The 17,015-nt window shown below is 77.0% G+C and carries 18 protein-coding genes; 12 read left to right on the top strand and 6 right to left on the bottom strand.

What is annotated here, in order from left to right:
* Window positions 1-74 precede the first annotated feature (74 nt).
* From ACUN9U_RS16885 to ACUN9U_RS16900, 4 genes are all read right to left on the bottom strand, one after another.
* Window positions 75-1,151, bottom strand: a complete 1,077-nt coding sequence (locus ACUN9U_RS16885; RefSeq protein ID WP_445486160.1) for a GNAT family N-acetyltransferase — start codon at window positions 1,149-1,151, stop codon at window positions 75-77.
* An 82-nt stretch (window positions 1,152-1,233) separates the two neighbouring features.
* The gene (locus ACUN9U_RS16890) at window positions 1,234-1,521 is read right to left on the bottom strand and encodes a YciI family protein (protein ID WP_445486161.1); all 288 of its coding nucleotides are present in this window, start codon (window positions 1,519-1,521) and stop codon (window positions 1,234-1,236) included.
* A 129-nt stretch (window positions 1,522-1,650) separates the two neighbouring features.
* Window positions 1,651-2,370 carry a class I SAM-dependent methyltransferase gene (locus ACUN9U_RS16895; RefSeq protein ID WP_445486162.1) on the bottom strand — a complete coding sequence of 240 codons (720 nt, stop codon included), beginning with the start codon at window positions 2,368-2,370 and terminating at the stop codon, window positions 1,651-1,653.
* Window positions 2,367-3,428, bottom strand: a complete 1,062-nt coding sequence (locus tag ACUN9U_RS16900) for an FAD-dependent oxidoreductase (RefSeq protein ID WP_445486163.1) — start codon at window positions 3,426-3,428, stop codon at window positions 2,367-2,369. The genes ACUN9U_RS16895 and ACUN9U_RS16900 overlap by 4 nt, the downstream gene beginning before the upstream one ends.
* A 77-nt stretch (window positions 3,429-3,505) precedes the next feature.
* On the opposite strand from ACUN9U_RS16900, the gene ACUN9U_RS16905 reads away from it, so the two are divergent.
* From ACUN9U_RS16905 to ACUN9U_RS16940, 8 genes are all read left to right on the top strand, one after another.
* On the top strand, window positions 3,506-4,111 hold the full coding sequence (locus tag ACUN9U_RS16905) for a helix-turn-helix domain-containing protein (RefSeq protein WP_445486164.1): 606 nt from the start codon (window positions 3,506-3,508) through the stop codon (window positions 4,109-4,111).
* A gap of 318 nt (window positions 4,112-4,429) precedes the next feature.
* Window positions 4,430-5,356, top strand: a complete 927-nt coding sequence (locus tag ACUN9U_RS16910) for a DUF2127 domain-containing protein (RefSeq protein ID WP_445486165.1) — start codon at window positions 4,430-4,432, stop codon at window positions 5,354-5,356.
* Window positions 5,357-5,399: 43 nt separating this feature from the next.
* A complete protein-coding gene (locus ACUN9U_RS16915) occupies window positions 5,400-6,617 on the top strand; it encodes a histidinol-phosphate transaminase (protein WP_445486166.1) in 1,218 nt (405 codons plus the stop codon).
* On the top strand, window positions 6,614-7,234 hold the full coding sequence (gene hisB, locus ACUN9U_RS16920) for an imidazoleglycerol-phosphate dehydratase HisB (protein ID WP_445486167.1): 621 nt from the start codon (window positions 6,614-6,616) through the stop codon (window positions 7,232-7,234). Before ACUN9U_RS16915 ends, hisB begins: the two co-directional genes overlap by 4 nt.
* Before the next feature lie 30 nt (window positions 7,235-7,264).
* On the top strand, window positions 7,265-7,777 hold the full coding sequence (locus tag ACUN9U_RS16925) for a hypothetical protein (protein WP_445486168.1): 513 nt from the start codon (window positions 7,265-7,267) through the stop codon (window positions 7,775-7,777).
* Window positions 7,770-8,858 (top strand): potassium channel family protein, encoded by a 1,089-nt coding sequence (locus ACUN9U_RS16930; protein ID WP_445486169.1) that lies wholly within the window; start codon window positions 7,770-7,772, stop codon window positions 8,856-8,858. The genes ACUN9U_RS16925 and ACUN9U_RS16930 overlap by 8 nt, the downstream gene beginning before the upstream one ends.
* Window positions 8,859-8,924: 66 nt before the next feature.
* The gene (locus ACUN9U_RS16935; protein WP_445486170.1) at window positions 8,925-9,467 is read left to right on the top strand and encodes a DUF1440 domain-containing protein; all 543 of its coding nucleotides are present in this window, start codon (window positions 8,925-8,927) and stop codon (window positions 9,465-9,467) included.
* Window positions 9,468-9,550: 83 nt separating this feature from the next.
* The gene (locus ACUN9U_RS16940) at window positions 9,551-9,859 is read left to right on the top strand and encodes a DUF427 domain-containing protein (RefSeq protein WP_445486171.1); all 309 of its coding nucleotides are present in this window, start codon (window positions 9,551-9,553) and stop codon (window positions 9,857-9,859) included.
* Window positions 9,860-9,953: 94 nt separating this feature from the next.
* Here the strand turns inward: ACUN9U_RS16940 and ACUN9U_RS16945 are convergent, their stop codons facing one another.
* Complete coding sequence (locus ACUN9U_RS16945; RefSeq protein WP_445486172.1) at window positions 9,954-10,817, bottom strand: glycosyltransferase family 8 protein; 864 nt, start codon at window positions 10,815-10,817, stop codon at window positions 9,954-9,956.
* Entirely contained in the window at window positions 10,814-12,241 is a 1,428-nt protein-coding gene (locus tag ACUN9U_RS16950; protein ID WP_445486173.1) for a D-arabinono-1,4-lactone oxidase, read from the bottom strand. The genes ACUN9U_RS16945 and ACUN9U_RS16950 overlap by 4 nt, the downstream gene beginning before the upstream one ends.
* Before the next feature lie 146 nt (window positions 12,242-12,387).
* On the opposite strand from ACUN9U_RS16950, the gene hisH reads away from it, so the two are divergent.
* The 4 genes from hisH (at window position 12,388) to ACUN9U_RS16970 (ending at window position 17,005) form a co-directional block, all read left to right on the top strand.
* Complete coding sequence (gene hisH, locus ACUN9U_RS16955; RefSeq protein WP_445486174.1) at window positions 12,388-13,080, top strand: imidazole glycerol phosphate synthase subunit HisH; 693 nt, start codon at window positions 12,388-12,390, stop codon at window positions 13,078-13,080.
* Between the two features lie 68 nt (window positions 13,081-13,148).
* The gene (locus ACUN9U_RS16960) at window positions 13,149-14,795 is read left to right on the top strand and encodes an amidohydrolase (protein ID WP_445486175.1); all 1,647 of its coding nucleotides are present in this window, start codon (window positions 13,149-13,151) and stop codon (window positions 14,793-14,795) included.
* A 387-nt stretch (window positions 14,796-15,182) separates the two neighbouring features.
* Window positions 15,183-15,950 (top strand): bifunctional 1-(5-phosphoribosyl)-5-((5-phosphoribosylamino)methylideneamino)imidazole-4-carboxamide isomerase/phosphoribosylanthranilate isomerase PriA, encoded by a 768-nt coding sequence (gene priA / locus ACUN9U_RS16965; RefSeq protein ID WP_445486176.1) that lies wholly within the window; start codon window positions 15,183-15,185, stop codon window positions 15,948-15,950.
* Window positions 15,947-17,005, top strand: a complete 1,059-nt coding sequence (locus ACUN9U_RS16970; protein ID WP_445486177.1) for an SseB family protein — start codon at window positions 15,947-15,949, stop codon at window positions 17,003-17,005. Before priA ends, ACUN9U_RS16970 begins: the two co-directional genes overlap by 4 nt.
* Window positions 17,006-17,015: the final 10 nt, after the last annotated feature.

The following is a 17,015-nucleotide window of genomic DNA, read 5'->3' on the forward strand; positions in this document are numbered from 1 at the left end:
GCCCCGCCCCCCCCCCCCCCCGCCCCGGGGGGCGGGGCCCCCCCCCCCCCCCCCCCCCCCCCCCACGCCCATGATCACGGGGCGGTGGCGAGGACGACGACCCGCTGGCCGTCCCAGTCCACCACCTGCTCGCGCACCAGGCCCAGGCGCTGGGCCACCGCGAGCGAGCGGGCGTTCCCCGGGCCCACGTAGCACTCCACCCGGGCCAGCCCCAGGCCCGGCGCCGCCTGCAGCCACGCCCGCCCCGCCTCGGTGGCGCACCCGGAGCCCCAGGCGTGCCGCGCCAGCCGCCACCCGACCTCCACCTGCTGCGGACGGCGGCGGTGGCGGGCGAGCCCGCAGAAGCCCAGGAAGGCGCCGTCGTCCTTGCGCTCCAGAGCGGCAAGCCCGAAGCCCTCCGCCTCGAAGCAGGCGTCGGCGTACCGCGCCAGCGCGTCGGAGGCGCCGCGCGCCAGCGGGCCCGACGCGAAGTGCTCCATGACCTCGGGGTCGGCGTTCATGGCGGCGAAGGGCTCGAGGTCGGCCTCGCGCCAGCGGCGCAGGAGCAGCCGCCCGGTCTCGAGCACCACCTCGGCGCCGCCACGGCCCACCCACGCGCCGAACCGGTGCCGCGGCGCCAGCAGCGAGGCCGGCACCGCCACCTGCTCGGGATGGGCCTCCACGCGGGCGCGCAGGTCGCGCGCGGCGGTGACCAGCGCCGTCGTCGCGGTGTCGACGACGACGGCGCCGGGCTCGCCGGGCTCGCGCCGCCAGGCCGGCCGGGCGCTGACCTCGCCCCAGCTCGGGACCACCTGGCCGGGCAGGTCCGCGGTGCGCTCGCTCACCCGCCGCTCGTGCAGCGCGGCGTCGGAGCACGCGACGTCGACCTCGAGCAGCGGCACGCCCACCCCGGCGGCCAGCGAGCGCCATCCGTCGCGGGCGACGCGCACGGGGTTGACCGCGTCGACGACGACGTGGCGTCCGCCGCGCAGCGCGTCACCGGCGACGACGTGCGCCAGGCGGTAGCCGGTGGCGTCGCCGTCGCCGTCGTGCAGGCCGAGCGCGGCCTCGAAGGCGTCGACGCGCACGTGCGGCGCGCCGAGCGCGCGGGCGAGCTCTCGCGCCAGCGTCGTCTTGCCGACGCCGGGCGGGCCGCTGAGCACCACGAGCACGCCCCAGACCCTCCACCGTGATCATGGGAGTCCGCCACCCGGGGTGGTCGACTGCCCATGATCACGGAGATGCGTCCGGGGGTCAGGAGGCGGGGAAGGCGTCCTGCAGGCTGCCCATGACGATGGTCCACCCGGCCACCGCGCGCTCCGCGACGATGCCCCCCTCGGTGACGAACGGGTCGTGGTCGAGCAGCTGCTCCACCTCGGTCGCGCTCGCGGCCTCGAAGACCAGGACGGCCCCGTCGGCGTCGGTCGGGCCCGAGACCAGCAGGCCCGGCTGCTCGCGCAGCCAGGACCGGTGCCGGGACCGGACGGCTGAGCGCAGCTCGCTGTCAGGCGTGTAGGTGTACGTCGCGACGAAGACGGCCATGCGGCCAGTCTCGCCCACCCGTCCCGGGGTCCGCTCCTGACCCACCACCGCCCCCCCCCGCGACGATCGAGGAAGTCCCGCCCGCGGTGGTGTGCGCCACTTCCTTGATCGTCGGGGGGGACGGCGGGGTCAGGCGAGGCGGCGGACGAGCACCACGCTGTCGTCGAGGTGCCCGTGCTGGCCGTCGGGTCCCGCGGCCGGGCGCCCTGCGACCTCGGCCCGCACCACCTGCCAGCCCTCGCCGAGGGCGAGGTCGGCGAGCACCTGCTGCGGCGTGGGGAAGCCGATCCGCGCCTGCTCGTCCAGGTCCGCCCACGGCGGCGGCTCGGCGTGGTCGACCACCAGCAGGTGCCCGCCGGGAGCCACCGCAGCCGCGGCGCGCCGCAGCACCTCCGGTCGCGGCCACCCGACCGGCGCCTGGAGGAACTGGGCGTTCACCAGGTCGAAGACCCCCTCGGGGAACGTCCGGGTGAGGTCGTGCCGCTCCAGGACGACGTCGACGCCGCGCGCCGCGGCAGCGCCGCGGGCTTTGGCGACGGCGGCGTGCGCCACGTCGACGCCCGTCACCGACCACCCGCGCTCGGCGAGCCAGACCACGTCACCGCCCTCGCCGCAGCCGAGGTCGAGCGCCCGCCCGGGCTGCACCCCCAGCTGCTCGAGCGCCTCGACGAGGCGCGCGTTGGGACGCCCGCTCCACCGGGTGCCGTCGCCGCTGTAGAGCTCCTCCCACCACGCCGGCAGGCCCTCGGCGGAGCCGGGCAGCGGCGGCATCCCGCGGCGCCCTCCGCCGCGCCCGTGGTCGTGGCCCCGCTCGTGCTCGCCGCCGTGCCCGTGCCCGTGCTCGCTCACCGTGCTGCTCCCGCCATCTCCTCGCGCGCGGCGCGGGTCCGCCGGGCGGCGGCCTCGGCGTCCTCGCGGACCAGGTCCATCGTCATCGCCGCACCGGCCTGCATGCCCGCCGCGGCCACCGCCGGCACCACGGCCATCGGGGCCGCGGCGTTGCCGGCCGCCCACACGCCCGCCGCCGTGGTCGCGCCCACCGCGTCGACGACCACCGCGCCCGTCGCGACGACGGTCCCCATGGCCTCCACGTCGGCCACCGCCGCGCCCAGCTGCTCGGCCAGCGTCGTGTCGACGCGCACCTGCGAGGCGGCCACCACCGCGCCCACCTCGAGCGCGCCGCCGGAGGCGAGCCGCACCCGCACGCCTCCCTCGGCGTCGTCCCCGAGCGGCTCGAGGGCGACCACCTCACCGGCGGTGAACCGCGTGCCGGCCGCCTCCAGCTGCTCGCGCTGCTCGGCGTCGACCGGCGGGCCGGTGTGCTCGAGCACCACCACGCGGTCGGCGACGGCGCGCCACAGCGTGGCGGCGTGCACCGTCATCGCGGCCGGTCCGGTGGCCAGCACCGCGACCGTGCGCCCGCGCACCTCCCAGCCGTGGCAGAACGGGCAGTGCAGCACCCGGCTGCCCCACAGATCGCGCAGGCCCGGCACCGGCGGCAGCGCGTCGGTGCCGCTGTGCGCCAGGAGCAGGCGGCGCGCCGTCGTCGTCCTGCCGTCCTCCAGGACGACGTCGAAGCGCAGCGGCTCGCCGTCCCCGCTGCTGCGCCGCAGCGCGGCCACGCGGCCGTCGACGACGGCGCCGCCGTACCCGGCCAGCTCCGCGCGCCCCGCGGCGAGCAGCTCCCGCGGGGACGTGCCCTCGCGGGCCAGGAGGTTGTGCACGCCGTCGGCGGGGGCGTTGCGCGGCTGGCCGGCGTCGACGACCAGCACGCGGCGCCGCATCCGCGCCAGCGCCACCGCGCCGGCCAGGCCCGCGGCGCCGCCGCCGACGACCACCGCGTCGTACTGCTCGTCGAGCGCGTCCCGGCGCTGGCCGGACTGCTGGGGGAGGGGTGCCTCGGTCATGCCGCGATCCTGCGGACCCAGGCACCCAGACGGCAAGCGTTGTTGCTGGAACAGCAAGGCTCGGGCATGCTGGGTGCGTGGCGGGTGCGACGACCGAGGACGACGTCGACGGCGTGCTCGACGCCGTCGGGCCGCGCCTGAGGGCGCTGCGCCAGCAGCGCGGCGCGACGCTGGCGCAGCTGGGCGAGGCGACCGGCATCTCGGTGAGCACGCTCAGCCGGCTGGAGTCCGGGCAGCGGCGCCCGACGCTGGAGCTGCTGCTGCCGCTGGCCCAGGCGCACCGCGTGGCCCTGGACGAGCTGGTCGGCGCGCCGGCCATGGGTGACCCGCGCGTGCACCTGCGCCCTCAGCGCGCCCACGGGCGGACCGTGGTGCCCCTGACGCGGCAGCCTGGCGGCCTGCAGGCGTGGAAGATCGTCATGGCGCCCGAGCCCGACCGGCAGCCGGAGGCCGACGGCCTCAAGGTGCACGAGGGCTGGGAGTGGTTCTACGTGCTGGCCGGGCGCGTCCGGCTGGTGCTCGGCGATCACGACCTCGTGCTGCGCGAGGGCGAGGTGGCCGAGTTCGACACCCGCACGCCGCACTGGTTCGCCAACCCCGGGCCGGGCCCGGCGGAGCTGCTCAGCCTGTTCGGGCCCCAGGGGGAGCGGATGCACGTGCGGGCGCGCACCCGCCGCGACTGACCGCCGGCCGCTCGGCCGGCGCTGCGTCCCGCCCAGCGGGCAGAAGTCGCCCCAGGCGCCCTCCAAGCCCCCGCCGGTGAGGTTCTGCACGTCCGGCGGGACGAGCCGAGGCCACACGGCCCTCCGGTCGCGGCCACGCGGCCCGCGGGCGTGACGCCCGACGTGCCGGGGTCGGCCGGACGGCGCTCCGCACCGGCCCCGGTGGACCTCGGCACGTCCGGCGTCACGCGCCGCACCGCCGGGGAGGCCGCGACCACGCCGGGTGGCGGTCAGGGAGCTCCCAGGTGCCGTCCAGCGGTCGCGGGTACCCCGTCCGTCGTGACCACCGTGCATCAGGGCGCCGCGGATCAGGCCGGAGGGGCCGGTCGGGCCGAGCGGCTGGAGCGGCCCGGGCAGCGCGGTGGGCGCCACGGCGGCCCGAGCCGGCGGCGCCGGCTGCCGGGGGTGCGCTGGGACCTGCTCGACTGCGCGCTGCAGGGGCACCACACGGTCGGCCGCGACGTCGCCGTCGTCCGCCCGCAGGACGCGCTGGTGCTGCGCGAGGACGCCGACGGCCTGCGCTGGCACCGCTGCCTGCGCTGCGACGCGTGGCTGCCCGCCGCCGCACCCGCACCCGGCACCGCGACCCGCGAGCACCTGCCCGAGCGCGAGCGGATCCAGCTGCCGCTGCGCGGACGTCCGCTGCGCGACAGGTACGTGCTGCGCCTCATCGCGCTGGACAGGGTGGTGCACGTCATCGGGCTGGGCCTGCTCGCGGCGGCGGTGCTGGTCTTCTCCGGCCACCGCGACACCCTGGACCGGTGGTGGACGTGGGGCCTGGACTTCGTCCAGCAGCACGGCGTGGTCGTCGACACCGCCCACGGCCTGCTGGCGGAGGTCTCCGGCTGGTTCGCCACGCCGTCGAGCCACCTGCTCGTCATCGGCCTGGGCCTGGCCGCCTACGCCGCGCTGGAGGCGACCGAGGCGGTGGGGCTGTGGACCGGCCGGCGCTGGGCGGAGTACCTGACCTTCGTGGCCACCAGCGTGCTCATGGTCCCCGAGGTCGCCGACCTGGCCAGCGGCGCGTCCGCCACCGGGGTGGCGCTGTTCGCGCTGAACCTCGCCGTCGTCGTCTACCTGCTCCTCGCCAAGCGCCTGTTCGGCCTGCGCGGCGGCGGCAGGGCGGAGGCCGCCGAGCGCGAGGCCGACTCGGGCTGGCCCGCCCTGGAGCGCACCGCCCCGCCGGCCGTCACGCGGCCGGCCTGACGCGCCCGGCCGTCGCGGCGCCGGCTCACTACCCTGGGCGGTCGTGAGCCCCACCTCCGCGCCGAGCCTGGTCTCGGACACCACCCTGGACGACCTCCCGCTGCGCGAGGACCTGCGCGGGCACGTGCCCTACGGCGCGCCGCAGCTCGAGGTGTCCGTGCGGCTCAACACCAACGAGAACAGCCACGACGTGCCCGCCGAGGTGGTGCGGGCCGTGGTCGCGGCGATCGCCGAGCAGGTCCCGCACCTCAACCGCTACCCCGACCGCGAGGCCGACGCGCTGCGCGACGCCCTGGCCGCCTTCCTGCGCGAGCAGCCCGCCTCCTCCGGCGTGCCGCTGACCCGCGGCAACGTGTGGGCCGCGAACGGCTCCAACGAGGTGCTCCAGCAGCTGCTGCAGGCCTTCGGCGGCCCCGGGCGCACCGCCATCGGCTTCACGCCGTCGTACTCGATGCACCCGATCATCACGCAGACCTCCGGCACCGCCTGGGTGGACGGCCGGCGCGGCGACGGGTTCTCCCTGGACCCCTCCGCCGTGGCCGAGCAGGTGCGGGCAGCCGGCGCTGACGGCCACGGCGCCGACGTCGTCTTCCTCACCAGCCCGAACAACCCCACCGGCACGGCGCTGCCCCTCGACGTCGTCGAGGCCGCCTACGAGGCCACCCGCGGCGTCGTCATCGTCGACGAGGCCTACGCCGAGTTCGCCCGGCCCCTGCACGCCGGCGGCACGCCCAGCGCCCTGACCCTGCTGCCGGGCCGGCCGCGCCTCGTGGTGACGCGCACGATGAGCAAGGCGTTCGCCTTCGCCGGCGCCCGCGTCGGCTACCTGGCCGCGGACCCGGCCGTGGTCGACGCCCTGCGCCTGGTCCGGCTGCCCTACCACCTCTCCTCCCTGACGCAGGCCGCCGCGACGGCGGCGCTGCAGCACGCCGGCGCGCTGCTGGCCACCGTGGAGGACACCAAGGCCCAGCGCGACAGGCTCGTGGCCGCGATGCCCTCCCTGGGCCTGCGCGCCCTGCCCAGCGACGCCAACTTCGTGCTGGTCGGCGGCTTCGACGACGCCCCCGCCGCCTGGAAGGCGCTGCTGGCGCGCGACGTGCTCGTGCGCGACGTCGGCATCCCCGGGCACCTGCGCATCACCGCGGGCACCGAGGCCGAGACGGACGCGGTGCTGGCGGCGCTGGCCGAGGTGGTCGCCGCGGCCGAGGCCGCCGCCCACCCGGAGGACACCGAGGACGACGACGAGGGGCAGCAGGCATGAGCGGGCAGCGCACGGCGCGCATCGAGCGCACGACCAGCGAGTCGAGCATCACCCTCGAGCTCGACCTCGACGGGACCGGCCGCACCGAGATCAGCACGGGGGTGGCGTTCTACGACCACATGCTCACCGCGCTCGGCAAGCACTCCCTCGTCGACCTGCGCGTGCAGGCCACCGGCGACACCCACGTCGACGCCCACCACGTGGTGGAGGACACCGCCATCGTGCTCGGGCAGGCCCTGCGCCAGGCCCTCGGCGACAAGCGGGGCATCGCGCGCTTCGGCGACGCGCTCGTGCCGCTCGACGAGGCGCTGGCGCAGGCCGTCGTCGACGTGTCCGGCCGGCCCTTCGTCGTCCACACGGGTGAGCCGGAGGGCTACGAGCACGTGCTCATCGGCGGTGGCGGCGGCGGGGTGCCGTACGCGGGCAGCCTCACCCGGCACGTCTTCGAGTCCATCGCGCTGCACGCGCACCTGTGCCTGCACGTGCGCCTGCTCGCCGGTCGCGACCCCCACCACGTCGCCGAGGCGCAGTACAAGGCGCTGGCCCGGGCGCTGCGCGCCGCCGTGGCGCTCGACCCGCGCGTCGACGGCGTGCCCTCCACCAAGGGCGCGCTGTGAGCGCCGCCGACGAGCGGGGCTGAGGACGGCGTGGACTACGAGGTGCCCGGGCTCGGCGGCGGCAGGTTCACCGACCCCTCCGAGGGGGCGCGCCGCGCCGTGCTCGTGCTGCCCGTGCTCGACGCCGAGCGCGCCGCCGACCTGTGCGCGATGAGCGGCGTGGCCGCCGCGTGCGCCCCCGTGGCCGGCGCGGGCGTGGTGGCGGTGCCGGCCGCGCGCGAGGACGTGCTGCCGGGGCTGGCGGGGGTCGACGCCGCCGAACGGCTCAGCCGCCTGCTGCGCGGGCTCGACGTCGTCCTGCTCCTCACCGAGGGGGAGCAGGGGCAGGAGGGGCAGGTGACCGCGCAGACCTGGCGCGGTGGTCAGCAGGCGCGCGACGGCCGCCCGGCGGGGCTGCTGCTGGCCTCCTGGCCCGGTGACGTGCTGCGGCTGCTGCTGGGGAGCCTGGAGGCCGGTGCGGTGACGGGCGCCACCACCAGCGTCGGACGCAGCCGCTGGACGGCGGTGCGCGGCGTGCTGCGGGGGCGCCGCGGCCGTGGCTGAGCGAGGCCCGGCGGCCCGGGCGTCGGCCGCGGCGGACCCGTCCGCGCAGCCCGGTCCGGGCGGGCAGGGCCTGACGCTGCCCAGGCTGAGCCGGCGGCGCACGCCGCTGGGCTCCATCGCGGTGCGCCTGGGCCTGGTGCTGCTCCTGCTCCTGGTGAACTGGGGGCTGGTGATGGTCGAGCGCGGCGACTACACCGACAACGCCGACGGGACCGTCTCGGCGATCGACGCCCTCTACTACACGACCGTCACGCTCACCACGACCGGCTACGGCGACATCACGCCCGTCACCGAGCGCGCCCGCCTGGTCAACGCCCTGGCCGTGACGCCGATGCGCCTGATGTTCGTCATCCTGCTGGTCGGCACCACCCTGTCGGCGCTCACCGAGCGCTCCCGCACCGAGATCCGCGTCCACCGCTGGAAGGCCCGCATGCGCGACCACGTCGTCGTCCTCGGCTACGGCACCAAGGGCCGCAACGCGGTCCGGGCGCTGCGGCTGAGGGACCACCCGGCCGACCGGATCGTGGTGGTCGAGGCCGACCAGGCCGCGGCGTCGCGCGCCAGCGGCGACGGCTACGCGGTGGTGGTCGGGTCGGCAACGCACAAGGCGGTGCTGCGCGAGGCCCAGGTCGAGCGGGCCGCCACGGCCATCATCGCCCTGGACCGCGACGACACCGCCGTGCTGGCCGCGCTCACCCTGCGCCGGATCGCCCCGCACGTCACGGTGCTGGCGGCGGCGCGCGAGGCGGCCACCGCCGAGCTGCTGCGCGAGAGCGGGGCGACCTCGGTGGTGGTCTCCTCCGAGACCGCCGGCCGCCTGCTCGGCCTGGCCACCGACAGCCCCGAGGCGGTCAGCGTGGTGGAGGACATGCTCTCCTTCGGCACCGGGCTCGACCTCGACGAGCGGGACGTCGCGCCGGGCGAGGTGGGCCGGCCCCCGCACGCCTGCGGGGTGCCGGTGGTCGGGGTGTGGCGCGACGGGCGCCTGCTGCGCTACAGCGACCCCGCGATCGGCGCGCTGCAGCCGGCCGACCGCATCCTGTTCGTCGCCTCCCGCGAGGACCCGCCGCCGCTGCGCTGACGGCCCTCCTGCTCGCGCGGCTCCGGTCGGGGTGCGCGGTGATCGGTCGTGCAGTACCCAGGTGCGGTGGCCTCCTCGAAGCTCCTGACCGACGTCGCCCTCGGCCTGGCCGCCGGGTGGGTGGGGGAGAAGGTCAAGGCCGCTGCCGAGTCGTCCCTGCAGGAGTGGGGCGAGCAGCTGCTGCCGCCCGAGCCCGGGCAGGAGGAGCTCGACGGCGCTGACCCGCAGGGGCACGGGGACCGCATGCCGCCGTCCCTGCTGTACAGGAAGCTCGTCGCCGCCCGGAAGGGCCAGGAGGCCGCCGACGCCCTGGACGACGACGAGGTCGAGGCCGGCGCCCAGTGGTTCCACCGCGCCCTGGCCTACGGCTACCCGGTGTTCTACGCCGTGCTCACCCGCCGCGTGCCGCTGGCGCGCGCCGGCGCGGGGACCGTGGGCGGCGCGGCGCTGTTCGCCGCCTTCCACGGCTCGACGCTGCCGGCGCTCGGCGTGCAGGCGCCGGCCTCCCAGCTGCCCCGGGCGTGGTGGGTCTGGGAGGGCGGCTCGCACCTGGCCTACGGCGCGGCGGTGGACTTCGTCGTCGACACCCTGCGCCGCCTCACCCGCTGACCCGCCGCCGCACGGGAGTGCGCAGCCCGTCCGGGGCGTTGGTGCTGGTGCACCTGTTCCCTGCGTCTGCACCTGGAGGAGCTGTGAAGGCACTGCTGGACGGCGTCGTGGTGGCCGAGGCCGACGACGACGCGATCGTGCGCATCGAGGGCAACGCCTACTTCCCGCCGAGCAGCGTGGTGGAGGGCGCCCTGTCTAAGAGCGCCACGCCGTACACCTGCCCGTGGAAGGGCGTGGCGCAGTACTGGGACGTCACCGCCCCGGGCGGGAAGACCGCTTCCGACGGCGCGTGGAGCTACCCCGAGCCGTACCCGGCCTCCTTCGACCGGGTCGGCGCCGACTACTCCGGCTACCTCGCGTTCGACAGGGCGCAGCTGCAGGTCACCAGCTGACCCACCCCCTTCGCAGCCGAGCGCCCGGTTGCTGTTCCCGAGCTTCGCGAACAGCAATCGGGCGCTCGGCTGCGATCGGGGGAGGAGGGGTCCGTCAGGCGGCGGACGACGACGGCGCGAGCGAGTCCCGCACCGCGGGTGTCGCATCGGCGAGGTCCCACCACAGCTGGTGCAGCTCGGCGTACCGGTCGCCCGGCTCCGGGCGGCGCTCCCAGGGCTTGTCGATGATGTAGTGGATGTTCTTCACCTCGGAGGCGTCCCACACCCGCGGGTGCTGGTGCGGCAGCGTCTTCAGCGCGTTGTAGACGTACGGCAGGGGCTGCCAGCGCCCGTCGAAGAACTCGTTGAGGAAGTCCTGCTCGGCGAACTGGTACGCCGACAGGTCGGCCAGCCCGCGCAGCTGCGCCAGCATCGCCGCGTGCACCGCCTCGTCGGGCTCGATGACGAGGAACCCGCCGTTGAAGTACTCCTCCACACCGGGCTCGCGCACGTGGTCGCGGCCGCGGCAGTGGGTGTAGAAGCAGTTCTCAGGCACCCAGCTCGCCGGGTAGCTGGCGATGCGGTTGGGGTTGCACCGGCACGCGTGGCACGCGGCGATGCCGCCGACGGGCAGCTCCAGGGAGAACAGCTCGTCCATGGGCCGCACGACGAGCATGTCGGCGTCCAGCACCACCAGCCGCGAGAACTCGGTCAGCCCCCAGGCCCCGAGCTTGGTCCACACCTCGGCGAACCGGGCGTTGGCGTAGTGCGCCTCCAGCGAGGGGTCGGGGCCCACGCGCGGCAGCTCGCGCACCAGCGCGCCGTCGTCGGCGAGGGCCTTGCGGGAGGGCTCGTCGACGTCGTCGGTCACCATCACCACGAGGGGGTGCTGCGAGCCGCTGCGCCGCAGGGAGGCGTGCAGCGCCCTCACGCCCACGAGGTAGGAGGGCTGCGTCAGCAGCGTCGCCCACGCCTTCACGCGGCGACCTCCCCGACCGACGACGGCGCGGGGAAGAGCCTGTCGGTGAAGGTGTTGCTGAACACGCGCTCGGGGTCGAGCGCCTCGCGCACGGCGAGGAAGTCGTCCCAGCGCGGGTACAGCGCCGGCCAGTCGTAGAGGGTCTCGTCGAAGTACTTGCCCCAGTGCGGGCGCCCGCCCTCCGCGGCGAGCAGCTTCTCGACCTCCACGAGGAAGTCGACGCCGTCGGCGCTCAGCGAGCCGTCCTCGGCGTAGTAGACGACGAAGCCGAAGTACAGCGTGTCGCCGCCCTCGGACGGGCTCAGCCAGGCCCGCGACGGGCCCGTGGCGCGCAGGATGATCGGGTAGTGCAGGTGCGGGCTCGTCTCGGCGTGCCAGGCGCGGATCTTCTCCACGACGGCGGGCGCGCGGTCCAGCGGCACCCCGATCTCCACGTTGATCTGCGGGGTCGCGATGCCTCGCATGAAGACCTGGTAGACGTCCCCGGTCACGTCGGAGAAGTCCTTGAACCGGGTCACGGTGCGGAAGGGCTTGCCCTGCGCGTCGAGGATGCGGGTGTCGGCGCGCATGTGGGCCAGCGCGGCGTCGACCGCGCGGTTCATGGCGTCGCTGGTCTCGGTGCGCTCCACCAGCTGCCGCCCGCCGGCCTCCCACGCCGCCACCTCGTCGGTGGAGGCGCGCTGCGCGGTCCAGACGTGCACCTGGTCGTCGTCGGGGAACCACCACGCCTTGGCCATCTCGTGGCCGCGGTTCCACACGAGCAGGTCGCTCTCGAGGGTCTCGGCGCCGGTGGCGCCCTTGACGCACGAGTACACGGCCACGGGCACGGTGCGCAGGGTCACCGCGGTGACCACGCCGAGGGTGCCCAGCCCCACCTGCAGCGCGCCGAACCACGGGTGGTCGGCGCCGAACTCCTCCACCGTGCCGTCGGCCATCACCAGGCGCAGCGAGAGCAGCGCGTCGCCGATGGAGCTCTGCTGCAGCCCCTGGCCGTGGGTGCCCGTGGCCAGGGCGCCGGCGAGGGTCTGCTCGGCGATGACGCCGGGGGAGGAGGGCAGCATGCGGCCCAGGCGTGCGAGGGCGTCGTAGACGTCCTGCAGCACGGTGCCCCCGGCGAAGGTGGCCCAGTCCTCGCCGTGGGCGAGCAGGCCGCGGTGGCCGCGGACGTCGAGCAGCAGCTCGGACTCCGGAGGCCCGGCCGGGGCGAGCATGCGCCCGGCGGACATCCGGCTGCCGACGAGCCGCACGCGGCCGGGCCGCGAGGCGAGCAGCGAGCGGACCTCCAGCTCGCTGCTCGCGCTGACGAGCGCCTCGGAACCGGCCAGCTCGGAGTTGCGGGCCCAGTTCCACAGGCGGCCGGCGTCGTCCTCGGAGACGTCACGGCGGGGGTAAGGACGCTCAAGAGCCATGGCTTGACCTCTCATCGCGCGATCCACCGACCTCGCCGGTGCGGCGGGTCGTCCTGCGCGGGCAGGAGCGGGTGCTCGCAGACGCTAACCGCGCCAGGGCCTGTTCGCTGCGCGCGCCGCCGTGGTCTGGGTCACATCCGCGCAGCGCCTAGCCTGGTGGAGTGACGAGCACGACCGCCGGTGCGACCACGGGCAGCACCACCCGGCGCCCCCGCGTCGTCGTCCTCGACCACGGCTCCGGCAACGTCCGCTCCGCCGTGCGGGCCCTCGAGCGGGTCGGCGCCGACGTCGAGCTCACCGCCGACCGCCGCGCCGCCCAGGAGGCCGACGGCCTCGTCGTGCCCGGCGTCGGGGCCTTCGAGACGGTCGTGCAGGGGCTCAGGGGCGTGCGCGGCGACGAGGTGGTCGACCGGCGCCTGGCCGGCGGCCGCCCGGTGCTCGGCATCTGCGTCGGCCTGCAGGTGATGTTCGCCCGCGGCGTCGAGCACGGCGTCGAGAGCGAGGGGCTGGGCGAGTGGCCCGGCACCGTGGAGAGGCTGCCCGCCGCGGTCGTCCCGCACATGGGCTGGAACACCGTCGACGCGCCGCAGGGCTCGGTGCTCTTCGACGGCGTCACCGACGAGCGCTTCTACTTCGTGCACTCCTACGGCGTGCAGCGCTGGGAGTTGGACGACGACGTCCGCGAGGACGGCTCGCTGCGCCGCCGCCGGCCGCTGGTGACGTGGGCCGAGCACGGCGCCCGCTTCGTGGCGGCGGTGGAGAACGGGCCGCTGTCGGCCACGCAGTTCCACCCCGAGAAGTCCGGCGACGCCGGGGCGCAGCTGCTGCGCAACTGGGTCACCTCGCTGCGCTGACCCGGCGGTGACCGCGCGCTGGCCGGCCCCCTGACGGGCGCGGCCCCGCCGCGCCAGGATGTCGAGCCGTGAGCTCTCCCAGCACGGCCGACCTGCTCGTCGTCGACGCCGACGTCATCACCCTCGACCCCGCCCGCCCGCGGGCCAGCGCGGTGGCCGTGGCCCGCGGCGTCGTCGTCGACGTCGGCGGCGAGGAGGTGGCCGAGCGCTGGCGCGGGTCGCGCACCGAGGTGCTGGCGCTCGGCGGGGCGACGCTGACCCCCGGGTGGGTGGACGGGCACTCCCACCCCGTCGGCGGCCTCACCCTGTCCGCCGGCGCGGACCTGACCGGGGTGCGCTCGCTGGAGGAGCTGCGCGCGCGGCTCGCGCAGCTGGCGCGGGAGAGCACCGACGGCTGGGTCCAGGGCTGGGGCCTGGTGCCCGACGTCTTCCCCGGGGGCGCGCCGCGCGCCGACCTCGTCGACGACGCGCTCGGCGGCGTCGACGGTGCGCGCGCCTTCCTGCGCCTGGCCGACGTGCACTCCGCGCTGGTCAGCACCTCGCTGCTGCGCGCCGCCGGCATCGACGGCCCGCGGCGCTTCCCCAGCGCCTCGGAGGTCGTCTGCGACGCCGACGGCACCCCCACCGGCCACCTCCTCGAGTGGGACGCCATGGCGCTCGCCGAGCGGCACGCGCCCCCGCTGCCCGACGCCCAGCTGCGCACCCGCCTGCGCTCGCTGCTGGAGGCCATGGCCGCCCAGGGCCTGGTCGGCGCGCAGGTCATGGACGGCGACGCCGCCTCCCTGGAGCTGCTGGACCGCCTCGAGGACGACGGCGACCTGCCGCTGCGGCTGCGCGTGGCCCCCTTCTGCATGCCCGGCGCCGACGACGACGACCTCGCCCAGCTGCTCGCGTGGCAGGAGCGCACCGGACGGCGCTGGCGGGTCGCGGGCGTCAAGTTCATGATCGACGGGACCGTGGACGGCGGCACGGCCTGGCTGGAGCACCCCGACGCCAACGGCGAGAGCACCGGCTCCTACTGGCGCGACCCGCAGGCCTACGCGCGCGCCGTGCGCGCGCTGGACGCCGCCGGCACGCCCACCGTGACCCACGCCATCGGTGACGCGGGAGTGCGTTTCGTGCTGAACGTCCTCGAACCGCTCGGCCCGCCGGTCCCCGCCGACGGCGCACCGGGGCGGCGCGCGGCGCACCGCCTGGAGCACCTGGAGACCCTCCCCGACGACCTCGTCGCGCGGATCGGGGCCTCCGGCCTGACCGCGTCGGTGCAGCCCACCCACTGCACCCACTTCGTGGCCGCCGACGGCAGGGACAACTGGTCGGTGCGCCTGGGCCCCGAGCGCGCCCGGCACGGCTGGCGCGTGCGCGACCTGCTCGACGCGGGCGCCCTGGTGGTGCTCGGCTCGGACTGGCCGGTCGCCGACTTCGACGCCCGCGCCATCATGGCCGCCGCCCAGCTGCGCCGGCCCGTGGAGGACGACGGCGCCGCGCCCGTCGGCCCGGAGCAGGCGATCGGCGCCGGCGCCGCGCTGGCCGGGTTCACGCGCGCCCCGGCCCTCGCCGCCGGCGACGCCTCGAGGGGCACCATCCGGGTGGGGTCCGCGGCCGACCTCACCGCCGTGGGCGCCGACCCGACCGCGGTGCCGCCGGCCGACCTCGCCGCCGCGCCGGTGCTCCTGACCGTGGTCGGCGGGACCCCCGTCCACCGGGCGCTCTGACGAGCCGCGAGCCCGACGGCGGGGTGGTCGTGCGGCGGCGTGGTCCGGGACGGACGGCGCGACCGCTCCCGCGGACCTTCCGGAGATGGCCCTCATCCCCGGACGCCGCGGTGACGGCGGATGAGGGTCAACTCCGGAAGCACCCGGCGCAGCGGGGCCGCGCCCCGACCCGTCGGGCCCCGCCTCGACGCGTCGGAACCGCGCCCCGACGCGTCGGAACGGGACCCGTGATCCGACACCTCGTGACGGAGTTCCGACACCTGGGGACCGGACCGCGACGGCGGAGGGGCACCTGGCCGCGGCGACGGCCGATGGGGGCCACCTCCGGAAGCACCCGGCGCAGCGGCGCACGAGGGGTGGGCGGACGGCGGGCGCGCGGCTGGGAGGATGACACCCGTGAGCAGTGAGACCACCGTCCCCTCGAGCGCCGCCCGCCTGCAGCTGCTGCCCGCCGTCGACGTCGCCGACGGCCAGGCGGTGCGCCTGATCCAGGGCGAGGCGGGCTCCGAGACCCACTACGGGTCGCCGCTGGACGCCGCGCTGGCGTGGCAGGAGGGCGGGGCGGAGTGGGTGCACCTGGTCGACCTCGACGCCGCCTTCGGCCGCGGCTCGAACGCCGAGCTGCTCGCCTCCGTGGTCGGGACCCTCGACGTCGACGTCGAGCTCTCCGGCGGCATCCGCGACGACGCCTCCCTGGAGCGGGCGCTGGCCACCGGCTGCCGCCGCGTCAACCTCGGCACCGCCGCCCTGGAGGACCCGGCCTGGACCGCGAGCGCCATCGCCCGCCACGGGGACCGCATCGCCGTCGGGCTCGACGTGCGCGGCACCACGCTGGCGGCCCGCGGCTGGACCAAGGAGGGCGGCGACCTGTGGGAGGTGCTGGCGCGGCTGGACCGCGACGGCTGCTCGCGCTACGTGGTCACCGACGTCACCAAGGACGGCACGCTGCGCGGGCCGAACACCGAGCTGCTCGCGCAGGTGTGCGCGGCCACCGACGCGCCCGTCATCGCCTCGGGCGGGGTGAGCTCTCTGGCCGACCTGGAGGCCCTGCGGACCCTCGTGCCCGACGGGGTGGAGGGTGCCATCGTCGGCAAGGCGCTGTACGCCGGGGCGTTCACCCTGCCCGAGGCGCTCGACGTCGCCGGGCGCCCTTGACCGCCCCCGGCGGGCCGACGACCGGCGGGCCGGCGCACGGCGGGCAGCACCTGCCGGGCCGCCACGGGGACGCCCGCGCCGACTCTGCCGGCACCCCCTGGGCGGGGCGGACGCTCACGGGCAGCCCCTTCGCCGGTGACGACGGCGCGGTCGCGCCGGCGGTGGCCGCCGTGCTCGACCAGGCGCGCACCAGCGGCGGGCCCGTCGACGTCGAGGCGCTCGTCGCCGCCCTGCCCGGCGCGCGGCTCTTCGTGCCGGTGACCGCCGTCTCCGCCGGCACCGACCGGGCCACGGGAGGCGACCTCGGCGCCGACATGGCCATCCCGACCCTGCGCTCGCCCGACGGCCGCGACGCGCTGCCCGTCTTCACGAGCGTCGCCGCGCTCACCGCGTGGAGCGCGACCGCCCGGCCCGTGCCCGTCGAGGCGCGCCGCGCCGCGGTCAGCGCGGTGCAGGAGGGTCAGCAGCTGCTCGTGCTCGACCCGGGCGCCGAGGGGCCCGCCGGCTCCGTCGTCGTCCCCCGCCCGGCCCTGTGGGCGCTGGCCCAGGGCGAGCCGTGGCTGCCCTCCCCGCGCGACCCCGAGGTCGCCGCCGCCGTGGCGGACCTCGGGCGGGGGCTGGACGGCGTCGTGGAGGTCACCGGCGAGGCCGGGCCCGGTGCGGCCGCGGGCCGCGAGCTGCGCGTGGTCGTGCACCTCGCCGCGGGCGCCGGCCGGGCCGGCGAGCAGGCGGGGGCCGCCGTCGCCCAGCGGCTGGGGCAGCACGAGCTGCTGGCCCAGCGCGTCGACTCCGTGGAGCTGGTGGCCCGCGAGCTGGAGCGGGCGGTGCTCGTCGTGCGCCCCCACCCCGGTGGCCTGCTGCGCCGCTGGGCGGTGCACGCCGTCGGGGCCGCGCCCGGGACGTCTCCGCACCCCACCTCCACCCACCGCAGCGAGGGCGCGGCGCGGAGCGCCGCCGCGCGGCTGTGCGAAGCCGACGGCGGGCACGAGCCAGCGCCCGGCGGTGGGCGCTGCCGCTGGTGCGGTGCGGCGGTGGCCCCAGGCACCCGCCTCTGACCTGCGCCGT

Source organism: Quadrisphaera sp. KR29 (assembly GCF_052644995.1).